15 protein-coding genes are annotated in these 17,833 nt (G+C 69.0%); 2 read left to right on the forward strand and 13 right to left on the reverse strand.

What is annotated here, in order from left to right; all coding sequences use genetic code 11:
* Positions 1-72 precede the first annotated feature (72 nt).
* Together ACIRA5_RS40785 and ACIRA5_RS40790 are read right to left on the reverse strand one after the other, a co-directional pair.
* The gene (locus tag ACIRA5_RS40785) at positions 73-948 is read right to left on the reverse strand and encodes an ABC transporter permease (RefSeq protein WP_403699820.1); all 876 of its coding nucleotides are present in this window, start codon (positions 946-948) and stop codon (positions 73-75) included.
* Positions 938-1,753, reverse strand: coding sequence for an ABC transporter ATP-binding protein (locus ACIRA5_RS40790; RefSeq protein ID WP_266430202.1), 816 nt, complete (start codon positions 1,751-1,753; stop codon positions 938-940). The genes ACIRA5_RS40785 and ACIRA5_RS40790 overlap by 11 nt, the downstream gene beginning before the upstream one ends.
* A 161-nt stretch (positions 1,754-1,914) precedes the next feature.
* Here ACIRA5_RS40790 and ACIRA5_RS40795 point away from each other — a divergent pair, with 161 nt between their 5' ends.
* Positions 1,915-2,607 (forward strand): response regulator, encoded by a 693-nt coding sequence (locus ACIRA5_RS40795; protein ID WP_403699823.1) that lies wholly within the window; start codon positions 1,915-1,917, stop codon positions 2,605-2,607.
* 122 nt (positions 2,608-2,729) lie between these two features.
* Here the strand turns inward: ACIRA5_RS40795 and ACIRA5_RS40800 are convergent, their stop codons facing one another.
* The 6 genes from ACIRA5_RS40800 to ACIRA5_RS40825 form a co-directional block, all read right to left on the reverse strand.
* The gene (locus ACIRA5_RS40800; protein WP_403699826.1) at positions 2,730-4,322 is read right to left on the reverse strand and encodes a cation acetate symporter; all 1,593 of its coding nucleotides are present in this window, start codon (positions 4,320-4,322) and stop codon (positions 2,730-2,732) included.
* Complete coding sequence (locus tag ACIRA5_RS40805; RefSeq protein ID WP_352051119.1) at positions 4,319-4,807, reverse strand: DUF485 domain-containing protein; 489 nt, start codon at positions 4,805-4,807, stop codon at positions 4,319-4,321. The genes ACIRA5_RS40800 and ACIRA5_RS40805 overlap by 4 nt, the downstream gene beginning before the upstream one ends.
* Positions 4,808-4,912: 105 nt before the next feature.
* Positions 4,913-5,596 carry a response regulator transcription factor gene (locus ACIRA5_RS40810; protein ID WP_097224585.1) on the reverse strand — a complete coding sequence of 228 codons (684 nt, stop codon included), beginning with the start codon at positions 5,594-5,596 and terminating at the stop codon, positions 4,913-4,915.
* Positions 5,593-6,744: a sensor histidine kinase gene (locus ACIRA5_RS40815; RefSeq protein ID WP_403699829.1), complete on the reverse strand. Its 1,152-nt coding sequence runs from the start codon at positions 6,742-6,744 to the stop codon at positions 5,593-5,595. Before ACIRA5_RS40815 ends, ACIRA5_RS40810 begins: the two co-directional genes overlap by 4 nt.
* On the reverse strand, positions 6,741-7,265 hold the full coding sequence (locus tag ACIRA5_RS40820; RefSeq protein WP_403699832.1) for a DUF1453 domain-containing protein: 525 nt from the start codon (positions 7,263-7,265) through the stop codon (positions 6,741-6,743). Before ACIRA5_RS40820 ends, ACIRA5_RS40815 begins: the two co-directional genes overlap by 4 nt.
* Before the next feature lie 543 nt (positions 7,266-7,808).
* A complete protein-coding gene (locus tag ACIRA5_RS40825) occupies positions 7,809-9,932 on the reverse strand; it encodes a DNA topoisomerase IV subunit B (RefSeq protein ID WP_352051115.1) in 2,124 nt (707 codons plus the stop codon).
* A 440-nt stretch (positions 9,933-10,372) separates the two neighbouring features.
* Here ACIRA5_RS40825 and ACIRA5_RS40830 point away from each other — a divergent pair, with 440 nt between their 5' ends.
* The gene (locus tag ACIRA5_RS40830; RefSeq protein ID WP_075030622.1) at positions 10,373-10,603 is read left to right on the forward strand and encodes a hypothetical protein; all 231 of its coding nucleotides are present in this window, start codon (positions 10,373-10,375) and stop codon (positions 10,601-10,603) included.
* A 454-nt stretch (positions 10,604-11,057) separates the two neighbouring features.
* On the opposite strand, the gene ACIRA5_RS40835 is transcribed toward ACIRA5_RS40830, so the two are convergent.
* The 5 genes from ACIRA5_RS40835 to ACIRA5_RS40855 all read right to left on the reverse strand — a co-directional run bounded on the left by ACIRA5_RS40835 (position 11,058) and on the right by ACIRA5_RS40855 (position 17,833).
* Positions 11,058-11,876 carry a serine protease gene (locus ACIRA5_RS40835; protein WP_403699835.1) on the reverse strand — a complete coding sequence of 273 codons (819 nt, stop codon included), beginning with the start codon at positions 11,874-11,876 and terminating at the stop codon, positions 11,058-11,060.
* Between the two features lie 133 nt (positions 11,877-12,009).
* Positions 12,010-13,545, reverse strand: coding sequence for an RNA polymerase sigma factor (locus ACIRA5_RS40840; protein ID WP_403699838.1), 1,536 nt, complete (start codon positions 13,543-13,545; stop codon positions 12,010-12,012).
* A 453-nt stretch (positions 13,546-13,998) separates the two neighbouring features.
* Positions 13,999-14,886 carry a FadR/GntR family transcriptional regulator gene (locus ACIRA5_RS40845; RefSeq protein ID WP_159064415.1) on the reverse strand — a complete coding sequence of 296 codons (888 nt, stop codon included), beginning with the start codon at positions 14,884-14,886 and terminating at the stop codon, positions 13,999-14,001.
* A 162-nt stretch (positions 14,887-15,048) separates the two neighbouring features.
* Complete coding sequence (locus ACIRA5_RS40850) at positions 15,049-16,962, reverse strand: ATP-binding cassette domain-containing protein (RefSeq protein WP_403699841.1); 1,914 nt, start codon at positions 16,960-16,962, stop codon at positions 15,049-15,051.
* A gap of 112 nt (positions 16,963-17,074) precedes the next feature.
* On the reverse strand, positions 17,075-17,833 hold the full coding sequence (locus tag ACIRA5_RS40855) for an NUDIX domain-containing protein (protein WP_054229890.1): 759 nt from the start codon (positions 17,831-17,833) through the stop codon (positions 17,075-17,077).

The following is a 17,833-nucleotide window of genomic DNA, read 5'->3' on the forward strand; positions in this document are numbered from 1 at the left end:
TTGAGAGGAAGTCGGGCGCCTTGGAGCGCCCTGAGCAGAAAACGGGCACCCTGGGCGGGTGATGTCTGCCGATCAGCTCTCGGAGTCCGACGGCTTCCAGCGGAAGATGCGGCGCTCGGCGAAGGTGAGCAGTCCTTCGGCCAGCAGGGCGACGACGGCAAGGATGACCATCGCGGCGTACACACCGGCCGCGTTGAAGGTGCCCTGGGACTGGGCGACGAGCAGGCCGATGCCCTTGGTGGCGCCGATGTACTCGCCGACGATCGCGCCGATGAGGGCGAAGCCGAAACTGACGTGGAGGCTGGTGAAGATCCACGAGGTGGCGGAGGGGATGACGACCTGAAGCGTCACCCGGCGGTCGCTCGCCCCCAGGATCCGGGCGTTGGCGACGAGGTTGCGGTCGACCTCGCGGGCACCCTGGAACGCGTTGAAGAAGACCGGGAAGAAGACCAGGACCACGGCCGAGGCGACCTTGGAGGCCGGCCCGAGCCCGAACCAGATCACGAAGATCGGCGCGAGGACGATCCTGGGTATGGAGTTGAGCACCTTGATGTACGGACCAAGGACATCGGCGAGGAAGGCGATGCGTCCCAGCGCGATACCGAAGACGACACCGGCCACGACTCCGATGACCCAGCCGAGCAGTGCCTCTTGGAGCGTGTACCAGACCTGCTCGCCGAGTGAGCCGAGCGCGGTCCCATGGGTCACCCAGGTGTAGATCTGGTCCCAGATCTTCGACGGCATGGAGAAGTTGAACGGGTCGATGATCTTGGCACGCGCGAACACCTCCCACAGGCCGAGCACGGCGACCAGGAGCACCGCACGGGAGGCGGCGACGATCATCCTGCGTCTGCGGGCGGCACGAGCACGGGAGTGGGCGCGTCCCGACTTGGCGGGCTCGGTGGCCGTCGCCGCGACGACGGTCTCGGGCATGACGTCAGGCGACATTCGCGGCGCCCCTCTCTCGAGTGATGCGGACCTCTTCACCGAGGGACTCCCAGATCTCACGGTAGATCTCGATGAACCGCGGCTCCAGGCGCACCGATTCGACCTTGCGCGGCCTCGGCAGATCGATGTCGAAGACCTGCTTCACGGTGGCGGGGCCCGCGGTCATCACGACGACCTTGTCGGCGAGCGCGATGGACTCCTCCAGGTCGTGGGTGACGAAGACGACCGAGGCGCCCGTGCCCTCCCACAGCTCCAGCAGCTCGTCCGACATCAGGGCCCTGGTCTGCACGTCGAGCGCCGAGAACGGCTCGTCCATCAGCAGGATCTCAGGGTCGTTGACGAAGGTCGCGGCGAGGGCGACGCGCTTGCGCTGACCGCCGGAGAGCTGGTGGGGATAACGGTCCTCGAAGGCCGACAGTCCGACCCTGGCCAGCCATTCACGGGCCCGCTGCTTGGCCTCCGCCTTCGGAACACCGCGAAAACGCGGACCCGCCATGACATTGGACAGGACCGTCCGCCAGGGGAAGGTGGCGTCCTGCTGGAAGACGAAGCCGACCTTGTCGCCGACGCCCGCGACCGGCTCACCGGCCACCAGGACCTCGCCCTCAGTGGGCTCCTCCAGACCGCTCACCAGGGTCAAGGTCGTGGACTTCCCGCAGCCGGTGGGGCCGACGACAGCCACGAACTCGCCACGGCCGATGGTCAGATCGAGCTCCCTGACCGCCGTGTGCAGACCCCCTGACGGGGTCTTGAAGATCTTGCTCGCGCCCCGCAGCTCAATGGCGGGGCTGGTGTCTGCGCTCATGGCCCGGGACCGTAGATGTGGCGCGGGCCACAGCATCAGTCTTCTGGGCGCAAGGCCTTCTTATGCTTGCAAGAGTCTGTTGTGCTCGTTTTGCTCGCGCTACAACAGCGGAGCCGAAACACGGGCTTAACGCTCGCCAGGCCTTGAGAGAAAGAGGCCCGATGATTGACGTCCTGGTCGTGGACGACGACTTCCGCGTCGCTGAGATCAACGCGAAGTACGTGGGGAAGGTTCCCGGATTCCGGGTGGCCGCCCGCGCGCACAGCGCTGCCCAGGCCCTGGCCGCCGTGGAGCGCGCGCCCGTCGACCTGGTCCTGCTCGACCACTATCTGCCCGACCAGACGGGCCTCGAACTGGTGCACCGCATGCGCGAACGCGGCCACGGCACCGACGTCATCATGATCACCGCAGCCAGCGATGTGACGACCGTGCAGGCCGCGATGCGTCTGGGCGCCTTGCACTATCTGGTCAAGCCGTTCACCTTCGCCGCACTGCGCACCCGCCTCGACTCGTACGCGGCCCTGCGGCGCACCGTCGACCGGGTCGGCGGGCGCGGCGTGGCGGGTCAGGAGCAGGTCGACAGGATCTTCAGCGCCCTGCGCACCACGTCCGTCCCGTCGTCGCCGGGGCTGCCCAGCGGCCATTCGGAACCCACCACGGACCTGATCTGCGGTGTCCTCCACCGCGCGAACCAGCCGCTGTCGGCCCACGAGGTCGCGGCCGAGACCGGGCTCAGCCGCTCCACCGCCCAGCGCTATCTGCGCCACCTCGAACAGGCGGGACGGCTGCGCCTCTCGCTGAGGTACGGCGACACGGGCCGCCCCGAGCACCGGTACGCCTGGGTAGTGCCGTAACCCCACGCCCTACGCCGAGCCGATGGCACCCGTCCGACGCACGACGTACGTCGTCGAGCCGTACGTCGCTGAGGGGGCGCCCCACTGCTGGAGGCGCCCCCGGACACTCGCCTAAGGCCGCCTCAGACCGCGCCGGCACCCGTCAGCGACCGCACCTCGGTCTCGGCGTGCTTGGCCTCGTCCGGCGGCTCCGCGGATGTGACCGTGCCCAGCCAGCCCGCCAGGAAGCCGAGCGGAATCGACACCAGGCCGGGGTTCTGCAACGGGAAGTACTGGAAGTCCACGCTCGGGAACAGCGAATCGGGACTCCCTGACACCACCGGCGACAGCAGGACGAGCAGCAGCGCGGGCACCAGGCCGCCGTATACGGCCCACACGGCGCCTCGGGTCGTGAAACTCCGCCAGAACAGCGAGTACAACAGCACCGGCAGGTTCGCGGACGCGGCGACCGCGAAGGCGAGGCCCACCAGGAAGGCCACGTTCAGATCGCGGGCCAGCAGCCCTAGCGCGATCGCGACCACCCCGATACCCACCGCCGCCGTACGCGCCACGGCAACCTCGCTGCGTGGCTTCGCGTGCCGGCGGCGCATCGAGGCGTAGAGGTCGTGGGCCACGGACGCCGAGGACGCCAGGGTGATCCCGGCGACGACCGCGAGGATCGTTGCGAAGGCAATGGCCGCGACGACTGCAAAGAGAACCGTTCCTCCCGCGGAGTTCGCGCCGCCGCCCAGATCAAGCGCGAGCAGCGGAACCGCCGTGTTGCCCGCCGCGTTCGCTCCCCGCACCACGTCCGGGCCGACGATCGCCGCCGCACCGAAGCCCAGCACGATCGTCATCAGGTAGAAACCCCCTATGAGCCCGATCGACCAGACCACCGAGCGCCGCGCGGCCCGTGCCGTGGGCACGGTGTAGAAACGCGACAGGATGTGCGGCAGCCCGGCCGTTCCGAGCACCAGCGCGAGACCGAGGCTGATGAAGTCGAAGCGCGCCGTCCAGTCCCCGCCGTACTTCAACCCGGGTGCGAGAAACGCGTCACCATGGCCACTGCGCTCCGCCGCCGAGCGCAGCAACTCGTTCACGTCCCCGTGGAACCGCACCAGGACGAGCACGGTCAAGGCGATGGAACCGCTGAGCAACAGGACCGCCTTGACGATCTGAATCCACGTGGTGGCCCGCATCCCGCCCAGCGACACGTAGATCACCATGAGCGCGCCGACGCCGATCACCGTCCAGTTCCGCGCCGCCTCACTCGAGCCTCCCAGCAGCAGCGCGACCAGGCTGCCCGCCCCCACCATCTGCGCCACCAGATACAGAACGGACACGGTCACCGAAGAGGTTCCCACCGCGATCCGCACCGGCCGTTCGTTCATCCGGGCCGCGACGACGTCGGCGAGCGTGAACCGCCCGCAGTTGCGCACCAGTTCGGCGACCAGGAACAAGACAACCAGCCAAGCGACGAGAAACCCGACGACATACAGCAGCCCGTCGTAGCCGTAGAGCGAGATGAGCCCCGTGACCCCCAGGAACGACGCCGCCGACATGTAGTCGCCCGAAATGGCAAAACCATTCTCCATCGGCGAGAACAACCGCCCGCCGGCATAGAACTCCTCCGCCGACCCGTGCCGGTTTCGACTCACCCACGTCGTGATCCCCAGCGTCACCGCCACGAACGCGCTGAACAGCAGCAACGCCAGTGTCTGATGGTTGCCGGTCACCGCTCACCACCTCTGACGCCCCGGGTCAGCTCCTGGGTGTCCCAGCGCAGGTCGAGCGCGGCCCGGTCCCTGCGCAGCCGCGCATGTCGCGCGTACGCCCACGTGAACAGAAACGTGCTGAGGAACTGCCCGAGCCCCGCCACCATCGCCACGTTCACCGCGCCGGCGACGGGCCGGGCCATGAACCCGGGCGCCGTCGTCGCGGTCACCACATAGCCCAGGTACCAGGTGAAGAACACGGCGACGCCCGGCACCACGAACCTCCGATACCGGCTGCGCACCTCCTGGAAGGCCGCGCTGCGCTGCACCTCCAGATAGACGTCGGCCGTCCCACCCGTGCGACCTTCGTGCTCCGGGCGCGCGGACGGCACGGCGGGAGCGGGCGCGCCCGTGCCGTCCAACTCACCCCAGCCGGAGGCGAGCGCGTCGTACCAGGGGTCATCGAACCGGACCTCCCCGGTATCGCGACCGTCGTGCTTCTCCACCGAACTCTCCTTGTCCGCGACCCTTTTTCTGCCGCGTGCCCAAGGATGGACAGATCGGGAAGATCCCGGACTCTTCTCTCCGCGCTCTTCACCCCATCAGGTGACTCATCCCGTCGGTGGCCGTACGAGACCTTTCCCAAAGGCATAACGCACCGCCTGAGCACGATCCTTGAGGCCTGTCTTGGCGAAGAGGTTGTTGATGTGGGTCTTCACGGTGGCGGGTGAGACATGCAGCCTGCGGGCGATCTCCTGATTGGTGAGGCCCTCGGCGATCAGCAGCAGCACCTCGGTCTCCCGAGTGGTGAGTCCATCGGGCGGCTCCACGGGGGCAACCGCCGCGGGCGCCGGTTCCGACAGCCGCTCCAGCAGTCGCCGTTGGATGCTCGGCGAGAGTCCCGCGTCCCCGGACAGCACGCTTTCCACCGCGCGCACGATCTCGTCGCCGCCCGCGTCCTTCGTGAGATAGCCACGGGCTCCCGCTCTGAGCGCGGGGAACAGCGACTCGTCGTCCGCGTACGTGGTGAGCACGACGACCTGTGTCCCCGGATGCTCAGCGCGAATACGCCGGGTCGCCTCGACGCCGTCGCAGCGGGGCATGCGCAGGTCCATCAGCACGACGTCCGGGGCGAGCTCGGCCACCAGCGCCACGGCCTCGTGACCGTCCCCGGCCGCACCCACGACCTCGATCCCCGGCAGCAGGCCCAGCAGCATCACAATGCCTTCGCGCACCACGGTCTGGTCGTCCGCCACCACGACCCGAGCCGGCTTCCTGGTCTCCTCCTCCGTCATACGGGCACCCTCAGCGTCACCACGAACCCCTCCTCGTCCGGCCCGGCCTCCAACGAGCCGCCCAGCAGCTCAGCACGCTCCCGCATGCCCAGCAGACCGTACCCGGCCCCCTCACCGCTGAGTTCGCCCGGCGGCCCTCCCGAGTCCCGTACTCCGAGCGTCACTTCGTGCTCGCCGTACTCGAGCCGCATGTGGACCTTGGCGCCCGGCGCATGCTTGCGGACGTTCGTCAGGGCTTCCTGCGCCACCCTGCGCACCGCCTGGGAGGCCTCGGCGGGCAGCAGCTGCCGTTCACCCGCGACGGTGATGTCGGCGCCGTCCGCCGTGGCGACCAGCTCGGTCAGGAAGTCCTCCACCGGGGACATCTCCCCCCGAAGGGCGGAGAGGGCCTGCCGGGTCTCGGCCAGCCCCTCACGGGCCATCCCACGTGCCGCCACGACCCGCTCGAGGATCTGCTCCCGGTCGCCGCCCCGCTCGATCAGCAGCCGGGCCGCCTCCAGATGCACCATCTGCGCCGAGAGACTGTGCGCCAGGACGTCATGGATCTCCCGCGCGATCCTGGCCCGCTCCGCGAGTGCCGCGGACTCCGCCTCGGCCACACGAGCCGCCCGCTCCTGAGCGAGCAACCGCTGGGCACTGGCGCGGGCCTCCGCGTCGAGGCGCAACACGTATCCGGCCAGGGCGAGCCCCCCGGCGGTGGCCGCCGTGGTCAGCCAGACGTCGTTGTTGACCGCCGCGAACGCGCTCAGTGCCACGGAGGTGGCAGGCAACGCCGCCACTAGAGGCAGCCTTTCTATGGCGCTGATGGCGCACCCGCACCACAGGACGATGGCCGGCACCCGGAAGCCCGCACTCACCCCCACCGTCGCGAGTGCGAGTAGCAGCGCGAGCAGTGCCAGAGACGGCAGCAGACGGTGTTCGAGCGTGGTTCGCCAGAAGGCCCACGCCGCCAGCCCGCAGACGAGGACCCCCATAGCCCCCGCCGCGATCTTCCAGGCGCCCAGATGGCCACTCGTGAAGGTCGTCCACAGGAGCAGGCCGAGGGCGAAGAGGCGCGCGGCCCAGGCGAGCGCGCGCCTGGACCTGACCACTCCCGCTCGGGACAGCGCCTCGCGGGAGGGCCAGCGCTTCAAGGCGTTCTCCGTCATACGCGCTCCTTCCACGAGCCCTTGGGCACGTCGTCACCGTACGCCGTCGCCTGCGCGACAGCCGGGTGCAGAGACTGAGAGCGCCAGGCCAGGATCCCGGACCGGACCAGCAGAGTGGCCGCGAGGGCGAGCAGCAGGGCGGAGCTGGCCTGATGGACGCCCAACAGGGTGCCGATGCCGAACAGTCCCAGCCGCAGGGCTATGCCCACGCCCCAGACGGCCGCGCTGGCCTTGGTGCTCTTGCTCCACACCGAGCCGTCCGGCTCCGCCCATATCCGTGTCGTCCACCCCCACGCGGCTCCGGTGGCCAGTCCGATGAACAGCTCTGCCCCCAGCAGCAGGATCGCCTCGGTCCGATGGTGGATGTCGATCAGGCCCGGCTCCCGCAGAGCGATCACGGCCAGGACGACCGGCACGATCCACCAGCGCCTGTCCGTGCTGATCCTGCGCGTACGGAATTGGCGCGCGATGACCAGCACAACAACAGCGAGGATCACCAAGGCATTGACGAGCCCGGACATCACGGCCTCCGTGGGCGAGGAAGAGCGGGTTCCGACAGCGAGCGCTGTCGACGTCTTCGACGCTACGGAAATCGGCAGCTCAGCAGATCGGAGCCGGGGTGGATCGCGGGTGGATCCGCACCCACCCCATCCCTCCACCCACGGGTGGAGTGCCCACGGGTGGAGCCTCCACGGCACGCACCCACCAACCGCGCTTCTCGCCCCCGCCGCCCCCGCCCGGCCCATCCCAGGGGGGCCACCCCCAGCCCCCCTGCCGGCCTGAACGTCCTCGTCCTCAAACGCCGGACGGGCTTGCACACGCGGACCGGCGTCCCCGTCCGCGCGAGGAACAGCACGAACGGCACCCACCACCCACCTGCAGCCGGACCTCCCACGGAAGGAGCCGTGGCGGTGCCGTCGCAAGCCCGTCGCTTACGCCCGGACCGAGCACCGCATCGAGCACCGGCTCCCGTGCCCGGCCCACGTCTGATCCGGCGGCGACGGACTCGACGTACCGCCACGGCCCCGACCCACCACAGCCACCCGGCGCCGCCGGCGCAACGCCTATGCGTCGATACGCGACCGATCCAGCGTTGCCGCAGAGCTGGAGATGAACTCCTTACGGGGAGCGACATCGTTCCCCATCAGGAGGTCAAACACCTGCTCGGACGCCTCCAGGTCGGAGATGTTGATCCGCCGCAGCGTCCGGTGACGCGGGTCCATCGTCGTCTCCGCCAGTTGATCGGCGTCCATCTCGCCAAGACCCTTGTAACGCTGGATCGAGTCCTTGTAGCGCACGTTCTTGCGCTGCAGCTCCAGCAGCGTCTCGCGCAGCTCACGGTCCGAGTACGTGTAGACGTACTTGTCCTGGCCCTTCTTGGGCTGGCTCAGCTCGATGCGGTGCAGCGGCGGCACCGCCGCGAACACCCGCCCCGCCTCGACCATCGGCCGCATGTACCGCTGGAACAGCGTCAGTAGCAGAATCCGGATGTGCGCACCGTCGACGTCGGCGTCGACGAGCAGGATGATCTTCCCGTACCGCGCCGCGTCGATGTCGAACGTCCGCCCGGACCCGGCCCCTATGACCTGGATGATCGCGCCACACTCGGCGTTCTTGAGCATGTCCGTGACGGACGCCTTCTGGACGTTGAGGATCTTGCCGCGAATCGGCAGCAGCGCCTGGAACTCGGAGTTCCGGGCCAGCTTGGCGGTGCCGAGCGCGGAATCTCCCTCGACGATGAACAGCTCGCTGCGCTCGACGTCGTCGCTGCGGCAGTCCGCGAGCTTGGCGGGCAGCGAGGAGGACTCGAGGGCCGTCTTCCGACGCTGCGCGTCCTTGTGCTGGCGGGCCGCGATCCGCGTACGCGCGGCAGCCACGGCCTTCTCCATCACGACCCGGGCCTGCGCGGCCGCGTCCCGCTTCGTGGTGGTCAGGAAGGCCTTGAGTTCGTTGGAGACCACGTTCGTCACGATCCGGCGGGCCGCCGAGGTGCCGAGGACCTCCTTGGTCTGCCCCTCGAACTGCGGCTCCGCGAGACGCACCGTGACGACGGCGGTCAGGCCCTCCAGTGCGTCGTCCTTGACGATGTCGTCCTCTGCGACACGCAGCAGCTTCTTGGCCCGCAGTACCTCGTTCATCGTCTTGGCGACGGCCTGCTCGAAGCCGGCGACGTGGGTGCCGCCCTTGGGCGTGGCGATGATGTTCACGAACGACTTGAGGTTCGTGTCGTAGCCGGTGCCCCAGCGCAGCGCCACATCGACGCCGAGCTCACGGGTGACCTCGGTGGGCGTCATCTGCCCGTGGTCGTCAAGGACCGGGACGGTCTCTTTGAAGGTGCCCTGCCCGGAGAAGCGGAGGACGTCACAGACGGGCTTGTCGGTGGCCAGGTACTCGCAGAACTCGCTGATGCCGCCGTCGAAGCGGAAGGACTCCTCGCCCTTGCTGCCGCCCTCGCCGAGCCCGTATTCGTCACGGACGACGATGGTCAGGCCGGGCACCAGGAACGCGGTCTGGCGGGCGCGCTGGTGCAGGTTCTCCAGGGAGAGCTTGGCGTCCTTGAGGAAGATCTGGCGGTCGGCCCAGTAGCGCACGCGCGTGCCGGTGCGGGTCTTGGGGATCCGCTTCAGCTTGCGCAGCCCACTGGTCGCGTCGAAGGCGGCCTCGGGACCGTCCGCCTTGAACGCTCCCGGGGTGCCGCGCCGGAAGCTCACCGCATGGGTGTGGCCACCACGGTCCACCTCGACGTCCAGACGGGCGGAGAGCGCGTTCACCACGGAGGCTCCCACGCCGTGCAGACCGCCGGAGGCCGCGTACGAGCCGCCTCCGAACTTGCCGCCCGCGTGCAGCTTGGTCATCACGACCTCGACGCCCGACATGCCGGTCTTGGGCTCCACGTCGACCGGGATGCCGCGGCCGTTGTCCCGCACCTCCACCGAGGCGTCGTCGTGCAGGATCACGTCGATGTGGTCACAGTAGCCCCCAAGGGCCTCGTCCACGGAGTTGTCGATGATCTCCCACAGGCAGTGCATCAGACCACGGCTGTCGGTCGAGCCGATGTACATGCCGGGGCGCTTGCGTACGGCCTCGAGCCCCTCGAGGACGAGCAGGTGCCGCGCGGTGTAGTTGGAACCGTCCCGGTCTGCTCCGGTCAGCAACGCTGTGGACGGCACGGACGTGTCGGCGGTCACGCGGTTCGCTCCTCGCTGAATTTCAGATGGGACCCTTTTGGGTAAGGGGTCGGCTTCGGTCTCCGCTCAGAGGGTACCGAGGCCTGGTAGAGCCGTTGTAACGCCACCCTCGCATGAACTCAGACTAGTCCAGGCTCGCATGAGTGTTCGATCCCTCGATGGAGTGAAGTACATATCACGTTCCCTTCCAGGCATGAACCATTTAGGCTCCGGGCACGTCCTCATGAACAACCGGCAAGCCAGCCGGGGAGGACTGACCCTGACAGACAGCGCGAACCCGTAAGACACAAAGACACGTAATACGGCTCATTCGCCGCCACCCGGCAGCAGACAGCCGCCCCGGAAGAATTTTTCGAGGAAAAGCCACGAGCGGGAACGTTTTCGGCCTGGTTGGATGTTGACCCTGGTACGACAGCTCGTCGAGCTAGAGAAGAGGCGACGTGACTACTGTTCTGACCCCCGCGAGCCCGCTGACGGCCGCTGACCGCTGCGACCGTTGCGGCGCCCAGGCATATCTGCGCGTCGTCCTCCTCAGCGGCGGTGAACTGCTCTTCTGTGCCCACCACGGGCGCAAGTTTGAGCCGGAACTCAAGAAGATCGCCGCTGAGATACAGGACGAGACGGAGCGACTGACGTCGGTCCCGGCAACGTCCAACGACGAAGAGCGCTGACACTTCGCGTCAACGACGACGAGCCAGCTCTGGCAATAGGCCGGTGTACGGGCGGTTACCCCTGCTACTCGGGGGTGGCCGCCCGTATGCGTACCGCTTCCCGGCGGTGCGGTGCGCCACCGCCCGGTACGCGTCACGGCCCCGTGCGGACGTGACGCTTACCGGGCTCACGGCTCACGCACTGCAACACGTGACCGGTTCACGCCCTTGCCGCGCACCTTCACGCGCCACCGGCCCGTTCCGGTGGCCTTGACGCGCCACCGGCCCACTCCAGCGCGCCTCAGCGCGCCACCGACCCGCTCAGGCGCAGCTTGACGCGCCACCGGCCCATACCGCTCCAGTGCACCTCCACGCGTCACCGGCCCGGGCCCCCACGCGCCACCTGGTTCCGTTCCCCTGGCGCCCGTGACCCGCGACCCGCTGCGTTCCGTACCGCTTCCGCCCCCCTATGCCCTCAGCGGCTCGTGCCGAGCGCCTTGACGACGTCCGAGACCCGCGTGTAGACCCCGGGGCTTCCCGCCTGCCCACAGCCGCTGCCCCACGACACAAGGCCGATCAGCCGCCCCTTGGCTACCAGCGGGCCACCACTGTCCCCCTGGCAGGCATCCCGCCCACCCGCGACCTCCCCGGCGCACACCATGGAAGTGGCTTGATAGGTTCCGTCTTCACTCCCCGGGTACGCCCGCTCGCAGACGGAGTCGGAAAGTACCTTCACGCTCGCGGACCGTAGACCGAGCGCGTAATTGCCGGTGCCTGTCGTATCGCCCCAGCCGTAGACCACGGCGGCCGTGCCGGGTGCGTACGCGGGATCCCCTGCGGGGGCCATACGGATGACCGAGCTCTGAGGCAGCGGGGAGGCCAGGGTGATCACGGCGAAGTCCCCGGCGTTCGTGACGGCGTCGTACTGCGGATTGACCCAGGTGTCGCGCACCGAGATCTCCTTGCCCTTGCTGGACAGCAGGTCGGTACGGTCCGCGATGATCTTCAAGTCGTGCATCTGCTGCGATGGCGCCCCCAGCACGAGCGGGCTCAGGCAGTGGGCCGCGGTCAGCACGAGCGTCGGGCCGATCACCACGCCGCCGCAGAACTGCCCGGCCCGCGTTCCTCCGAACCGGTCACGACTGGACAGTGCCACCGTCCACGGACTCTGAGCGATGTCGACCGGATGGCCCCCGATGATGACGTCGTCGGTCGCGGCCGGGGCGGGGGACGCCAGCGGTATGAGGGCCGCGGCGGCCGCAAGGGCCAGTACTGGGGCGAAAGGACGGCGCATGCGCGTTCCTCACTCTGGGATGGTCATGGAAAACCCAGAGTGATCCAGCGGACGGCGGCGCGCACTCCATGCATGCGCCGAGGGCCCGGCTCCCCATCGGGAGTCGGGCCCTCGGCGACAGTACGGTCGAGACCTAGTCGAGGTAGTCGCGCAGCACCTGCGAACGCGACGGGTGGCGCAGCTTCGACATCGTCTTGGACTCGATCTGACGGATCCGCTCACGCGTGACGCCGTACACCTTGCCGATCTCGTCGAGGGTCTTCGGCTGACCGTCGGTGAGACCGAACCGCATGGAGACGACGCCCGCCTCGCGCTCGGACAGGGTGTCGAGGACGGAGTGCAGCTGCTCCTGGAGGAGCGTGAAGCTGACCGCGTCGGCCGGGACGACGGCCTCGGAGTCCTCGATGAGGTCACCGAACTCGCTGTCGCCGTCCTCGCCCAGCGGGGTGTGCAGCGAGATGGGCTCGCGGCCGTACTTCTGGACCTCGATGACCTTCTCAGGGGTCATGTCGAGTTCCTTCGCCAGCTCCTCCGGGGTGGGCTCGCGGCCCAGGTCCTGGAGCATCTGACGCTGCACGCGCGCGAGCTTGTTGATGACCTCGACCATGTGCACCGGGATACGGATGGTGCGGGCCTGGTCGGCCATGGCGCGGGTGATCGCCTGACGGATCCACCAGGTGGCGTACGTGGAGAACTTGTAGCCCTTGGTGTAGTCGAACTTCTCCACCGCGCGGATCAGACCGAGGTTGCCCTCCTGGATGAGGTCCAGGAAGAGCATGCCGCGGCCGGTGTAGCGCTTGGCCAGGGAGACCACCAGACGGAGGTTGGCCTCCAGGAGGTGGTTCTTGGCCCGACGGCCGTCCTCGGCGATGATCTCCAGCTCGCGCTTGAGCTTGGGGGCGAGCTTGTCGGCATTGGCCAGCTTGTCCTCGGCGAAGAGGCCCGCCTCGATGCGCTTGGCGAGCTCGACCTCCTGCTCTGCGTTGAGCAGGGGGACCTTGCCGATCTGCTTGAGGTAGTCCTTGACCGGGTCGGCGGTGGCGCCGGCTGCGGCGACCTGCTGCGCGGGCGCGTCGTCCTCGTCCTCGTCGGACAGGACGAAGCCCTGGGCGCCGTCCTCGGCGGGCTCCTCGGCACCGGGCTTGCCCGGGGTCTCCTCGACCGCCTCGTCGTCGATCATCTCGACGTCGTCCTTCTTGGCGGTGGTCTTCTTTGCGACGGCCTTCTTGGCGACCGTCTTCTTCGCGACGGCCTTCTTGGCGACCGTCTTCTTGGCGGCGACATTCTTGGCGGACGCGTCCTCAGCCGGGTCGTCGGCCATGGGCATCGCCGGGGCGGTGGCGGCGGTGGCCTTCTTCGTGGTCACCGTCTTCGCCGCGACCGTCTTGGTGGCGGTGCGCTTGGCCGGACTCTTCGCTGCGACGCTCTTTCGGGTGCGCTTGGGCTCCGCGGCACTGACCATCAGCGTCACACCCTCTTCCTCGAGGATCTGGTTGAGGCTGCGCAGTACGTTCTTCCACTGAGTGGCCGGAATCTGGTCAGCTTCGAAGGCCCGACGCACGTCATCGCCGGCGATCTGCCCCTCAGCCTTTCCCCGCTCAATGAGCGCCATGACAGAGACGGACTCGGCGATCTCCGGCGGGAGCGTACGGGATGTGCTGGCCGACACGAACAACCTCTCGGAACGTTGGAAAACGGCTTCCGGCTCCGTCCACTGCGGACAGGAGCCGACGACCGCCGACTTGGGGATGGGTCGACGGCGCGGGCGGGAGCCGGGAAGATGCACAGCGCCGTAAACGGCGTCCGTATTCCCTCCTCGGCTGTCACCTCTTAGGTCATCGCGCAGTTCCGAAGAGCGTTACGCCCAATCTGCGTGGCCCGAGTCACACCCCGTAAGTGCCCAAAAGCGGCCAGACACGGTCAGAGGAGGTCAGTCGATGGACTCATCACCTCAAACCGATGGGTTCATCACCTCAACCGATGGCTTGATCACCTTCATCACATCGCCGGATCCCGCCGGATCCCGGAAGGATCCGACGGGGTCCGGCGGGGGATGCTCCGCCGACCAAGCGATGCCACGAGAGGGCACACGCCCCCCGACCGCGCCGCCCTCGGGGCGCGATCAGTGCTCGCGCGGCGCGGGCACCACGCGCTCCACCTCGGGGTGAACGGCGAGCAACTGCCGCATGGCCGCCTCGGCCGCCGCGCCGTCGGCCTCGGCCAAGGCGTCGACGATCCGGCCGTGGTGCGTCAAGGAGGTCTCGTTCGGTCGGTCGCAGCCGGTGACGGGGCCGCCGGAGACCTGGAGCGCTGCCGAGACGATCCCGGAAAGGTGTTCCAGCATGCGATTGCCCGATACCTGGATGAGCAGCGAATGGAACTCCGCGTCGGCCCGCGAGAAGGTGAGCGAGTCACCCTGCGCCATGGCGTGGCCCATGATCTCGACCATGTCTCCGAGACGCTGCTGGACCTCCTCGCGCCCGTGCCCGGCGGCCAGACGCGCGGCGAGCGGCTCGATCGTCCAGCGCAGCTCGCTCAGCTCGCGCCGCTGGTCGTCGCGCTGCGGCCCGAAGGCCCGCCATTCGATGATGTCCGGGTCGAGAAGATTCCAGTCACTGACGGGGCGCACGCGCGTGCCGACGTTGGGGCGGGCGCTGACCAGCCCCTTCGCCTCCAGGACACGGAGCGACTCACGGACGACGGTACGGGAGACCTCGAACCGCTGTCCGATCTCCTCGGGGACGAGCGGCCGGTCCGCGCCCAGGTCGCCGGAGACGATCATCTGACCCAGCTGCTGAACGAGTTGGCCGTGCAGTCCGCGTCCGCGGCTGCCCGCGGCGCGCCGGCCGACGCGGCCCAGTTCCGGGTCCGCGCCCTCCCACGCGGAGGCGCCGACGCGTTCGGCACCAGGGCCCTCGGCGTAGGGGTAGCGGTCGAGTCCGCCCGGGCCGGCCAGGCCGGAGTCTGAGGAGCGGGCGGCGGTCATCATGGTGTGCGCAAGGGTACTCACGGATCATTTGTCGGCGCTGTCTCCAACTCCCTTGAGGTCTTTGGTGAAAAGCACACGAAAGGGTGATCGCTCACCGCGTCGCAATTGACGCCTTATCGGAAAGAAATGGGCGTTCTCCGGGGAGTTGTGCGCACGGCGGGAACGGAAGGGTAAGGACGGTCGTCATCGCACCCTGCTTCGCAGGGTCGTGAGCAGATACGCGCAGAGCAGAGCGGTCAGCGACAACATCAGGGCACCGCCCACGGGTTGGGCGACAAGGCGCGCCCCGGCCGCGATATAGCGCGCTCCTCCGAACGGCCATTGCATCAGCAGGAGCTCACGCAATCGCTCGGAAAACCCGGCCGCCTTCCGCACGGACGGTCCCGCCAAGGTCTTTTGTACGAGTGGTACGACCACGACCGGGACGGCGAGCACCGCCGCGAGCCCGGCGGTGGTGGACCGGAAGATGCCGGCCGCCAGCACTCCCGCCCAGGCGCAGCCCACCGTGAGGCCGATCCAACTCGCGCTCAGCGACAGCCAGTCCGCGGGAACTCCGACGAGCTCTCGTCCGTAGACGAGATAGAGCATTTCGAGGTCGCAGCCCACCGTGAGGACGGCCAGCGCCAGCGCGGTGGCCGAGGCGACGAGGAGTTTGGCGGCGAGCAGTCCCAGCCGGCGGGGGACGGTGCCGCGGTCCGCGGCCAGGGCGGGGTGGCGGAACTCCTCGCCGAAGGCGAGCGCCCCAAGCAGTCCCGCACCGAGCGCCGCGGGCGGCAGGGGGCATTCCCGCGGCCAGGCGGCCAGGAGCCGCGGCTGGGGTGTGTGACCGATTCTGGCCAGGAGTACGGACAGCAGGGCGGAGGTGACCAGCACGGTGATCGCGGTGAGGTAGCCGGTGCCCACTCCGGTGGCGCGTCGCAGTTCGTAGCGCAGCGGACGCAGTGGGCTCGGTGCCTGGCGTACGGCGATGGGGGGCGGGAGCTGAGGCAGGTCCCGCGCGCGCGGCGAACCGGCCGGACGGGTCCCCGACTCGGCCGTCGGCCCCGGATCGTCGGGCGTGTGCGCCCCGGTCGCAGCCACGGCAGTGGCGGGTTCGTCGGTCGCGGAAGCATCGACCGTGAGGGCATCGTCCGTGGGGATGGAGGTCGCGGAGGCAGAGGTCAGGAGGGCGGAGGTGACTACGGTCGCGGAGGCGAGGCCCTCGGCATGGAGCGTGGCATGTGGCCCCATATCGCCGGTCTCGTCGGCGAGTTGGTGTACGAGAATGCTGTGCCGGAAGGCGGTCTCGCCGATGTCGGCGCAGGTGCTTCCGTACACCGAGAGCCGGTTGCCGTCCTCGCGCACGACCTCGACGGAACGCTGCGCGGCGCGGGCCTCCTTGGCGAGCAGGGCTCCGAGGCGGGCGGCGTGCGGGCTGCGGACGGCGACCCGGGGGCGGAGCCGGGTGCGGGCGAAGTCCGCGGCCTCCTGGTCGGCGACGAGGCGGCCTCCCTCCAGTGTGATGACCCGGTCGGCCGTCCGAGCGGCCTCCTTGGGGTCGTCCGTGCTGAACAGAACCGTGCCTCCGTGGGCCGCGTGCGCCCGCAGAATCCCGTGCAGCCAACGACCTTCGGTGACGGAGAGACCGCCGGCGGGATCGTCGAGGACGAGGGTGTGCGGATCGGACAGCAGCGCACAGGCCAGGCCCAGACGGCGGTCCATACCGCGCGACAGGGTGCCCAGGCGTTCGTCGCGCAGGCTCACGAGCCCGACGACCTCGATCACTTCGTCGACGCGCCGAATCGGGACACCGACGGCCGCGCACACCATGCCGAGCTGTCCGCGGATCGTACGCGCGGGATGGCCCGGCACCTCGCTCAGAAGCACACCGACTTCGCGCGAGGGATGGGCGATCCGGTGCAGGGGACGGCCTCTGAAGTAGGTGATTCCACGGCCCCGCTGGAGTTCGAGCATGAGCCTCAGCGTCGTCGTCTTGCCCGCGCCCGGGGCCCCGAGGAGCGCTGTGACACGACCCGGGCGCGCCTCGAGGGACACATCGTCGACGGCGGGGGGAAGCTCCTTGCGGGGGTTGCTGGTCAATCCGATGGCCTGGATCACTCACAGCAAGATAGCGTGACATTTACGGTTTTTCGGGCACCTTGCGGCTCATCCGAGACAGCTCTCTCCACTTCTTTCGGCGCGACGCGCCCCGTGAGCCGATCCGCCCGCGTCAGACCTCGGGGCGCAGCATCGGTGGATTGAGCAACGTGGCGCCGCCGGCGCGGAACAGCTGCGCGGGTCGGCCGCCCTGGCGCGTGGTCGTGCCGCCCGTGGGCACGAGGAACCCCGGAGTGCCCGTCACCTTGCGGTGGAAGTTGCGCGGGTCGAGTGCCACCCCCCACACAGCCTCGTACACGCGGCGCAGCTCTCCGACGGTGAACTCGGACGGGCAGAAGGCGGTGGCCAGCGACGAGTACTCGATCTTGGACCGGGCGCGTTCCACCCCGTCCGAGAGGATCTGGGCGTGGTCGAAGGCGAGAGGTGCCGCCTGCTCTCCGTCGCGGCCGTAACCGCCCTGTTGCAGCAACTCCTCCACGGGCGCCCAGCGCGCGCTGTTGGCGTCCCCTCCGGCCCTGGGCGCGGGCAGATCGGGGGCCAGCGCGAGATGGGCGACGCTGACCACCCTCATCCGCGGGTCGCGCTTGGGGTCGCCGTAGGTCGCCAGCTGTTCCAGGTGCGCGCCGTTGTCCTGTGCCGGGGCCGACGGATCGTGGGCGCGCAGCCCGGTCTCCTCGACCAGTTCGCGCGCGGCCGCCTGTGCCAGGTCCTCGTCGGGCCGTACGAAGCCGCCCGGGAGCGCCCATCGTCCCTGGAAAGGCTGTTCCCCCCTCCGTACCGCCAGCGCACACAGGGCATGGCGACGCACGGTCAGCACGACCAGGTCCACGGTCACGGCAAAGGGCGGAAAGGCCGACGGGTCGTAGGGCAT

It is taken from the genome of Streptomyces sp. NPDC096311 (assembly GCF_044763085.1).
Classification (GTDB): Bacteria; Actinomycetota; Actinomycetes; order Streptomycetales; family Streptomycetaceae; genus Streptomyces.

Excerpts from the sequence above, each read along its gene's own strand:
- ACIRA5_RS40785 (WP_403699820.1), bottom strand. The coding sequence starts at position 948 with ATGTCGCCTGACGTCATGCCCGAGACCGTCGTCGCGGCGACGGCCACC.
- ACIRA5_RS40790 (WP_266430202.1), bottom strand. The coding sequence starts at position 1,753 with ATGAGCGCAGACACCAGCCCCGCCATTGAGCTGCGGGGCGCGAGCAAG.
- ACIRA5_RS40795 (WP_403699823.1), top strand. The coding sequence starts at position 1,915 with ATGATTGACGTCCTGGTCGTGGACGACGACTTCCGCGTCGCTGAGATC.
- ACIRA5_RS40810 (WP_097224585.1), bottom strand. The coding sequence starts at position 5,596 with ATGACGGAGGAGGAGACCAGGAAGCCGGCTCGGGTCGTGGTGGCGGAC.
- ACIRA5_RS40815 (WP_403699829.1), bottom strand. The coding sequence starts at position 6,744 with ATGACGGAGAACGCCTTGAAGCGCTGGCCCTCCCGCGAGGCGCTGTCC.
- ACIRA5_RS40820 (WP_403699832.1), bottom strand. The coding sequence starts at position 7,265 with ATGTCCGGGCTCGTCAATGCCTTGGTGATCCTCGCTGTTGTTGTGCTG.
- ACIRA5_RS40835 (WP_403699835.1), bottom strand. The coding sequence starts at position 11,876 with ATGCGCCGTCCTTTCGCCCCAGTACTGGCCCTTGCGGCCGCCGCGGCC.
- ACIRA5_RS40855 (WP_054229890.1), bottom strand. The coding sequence starts at position 17,833 with ATGCCCTACGACCCGTCGGCCTTTCCGCCCTTTGCCGTGACCGTGGAC.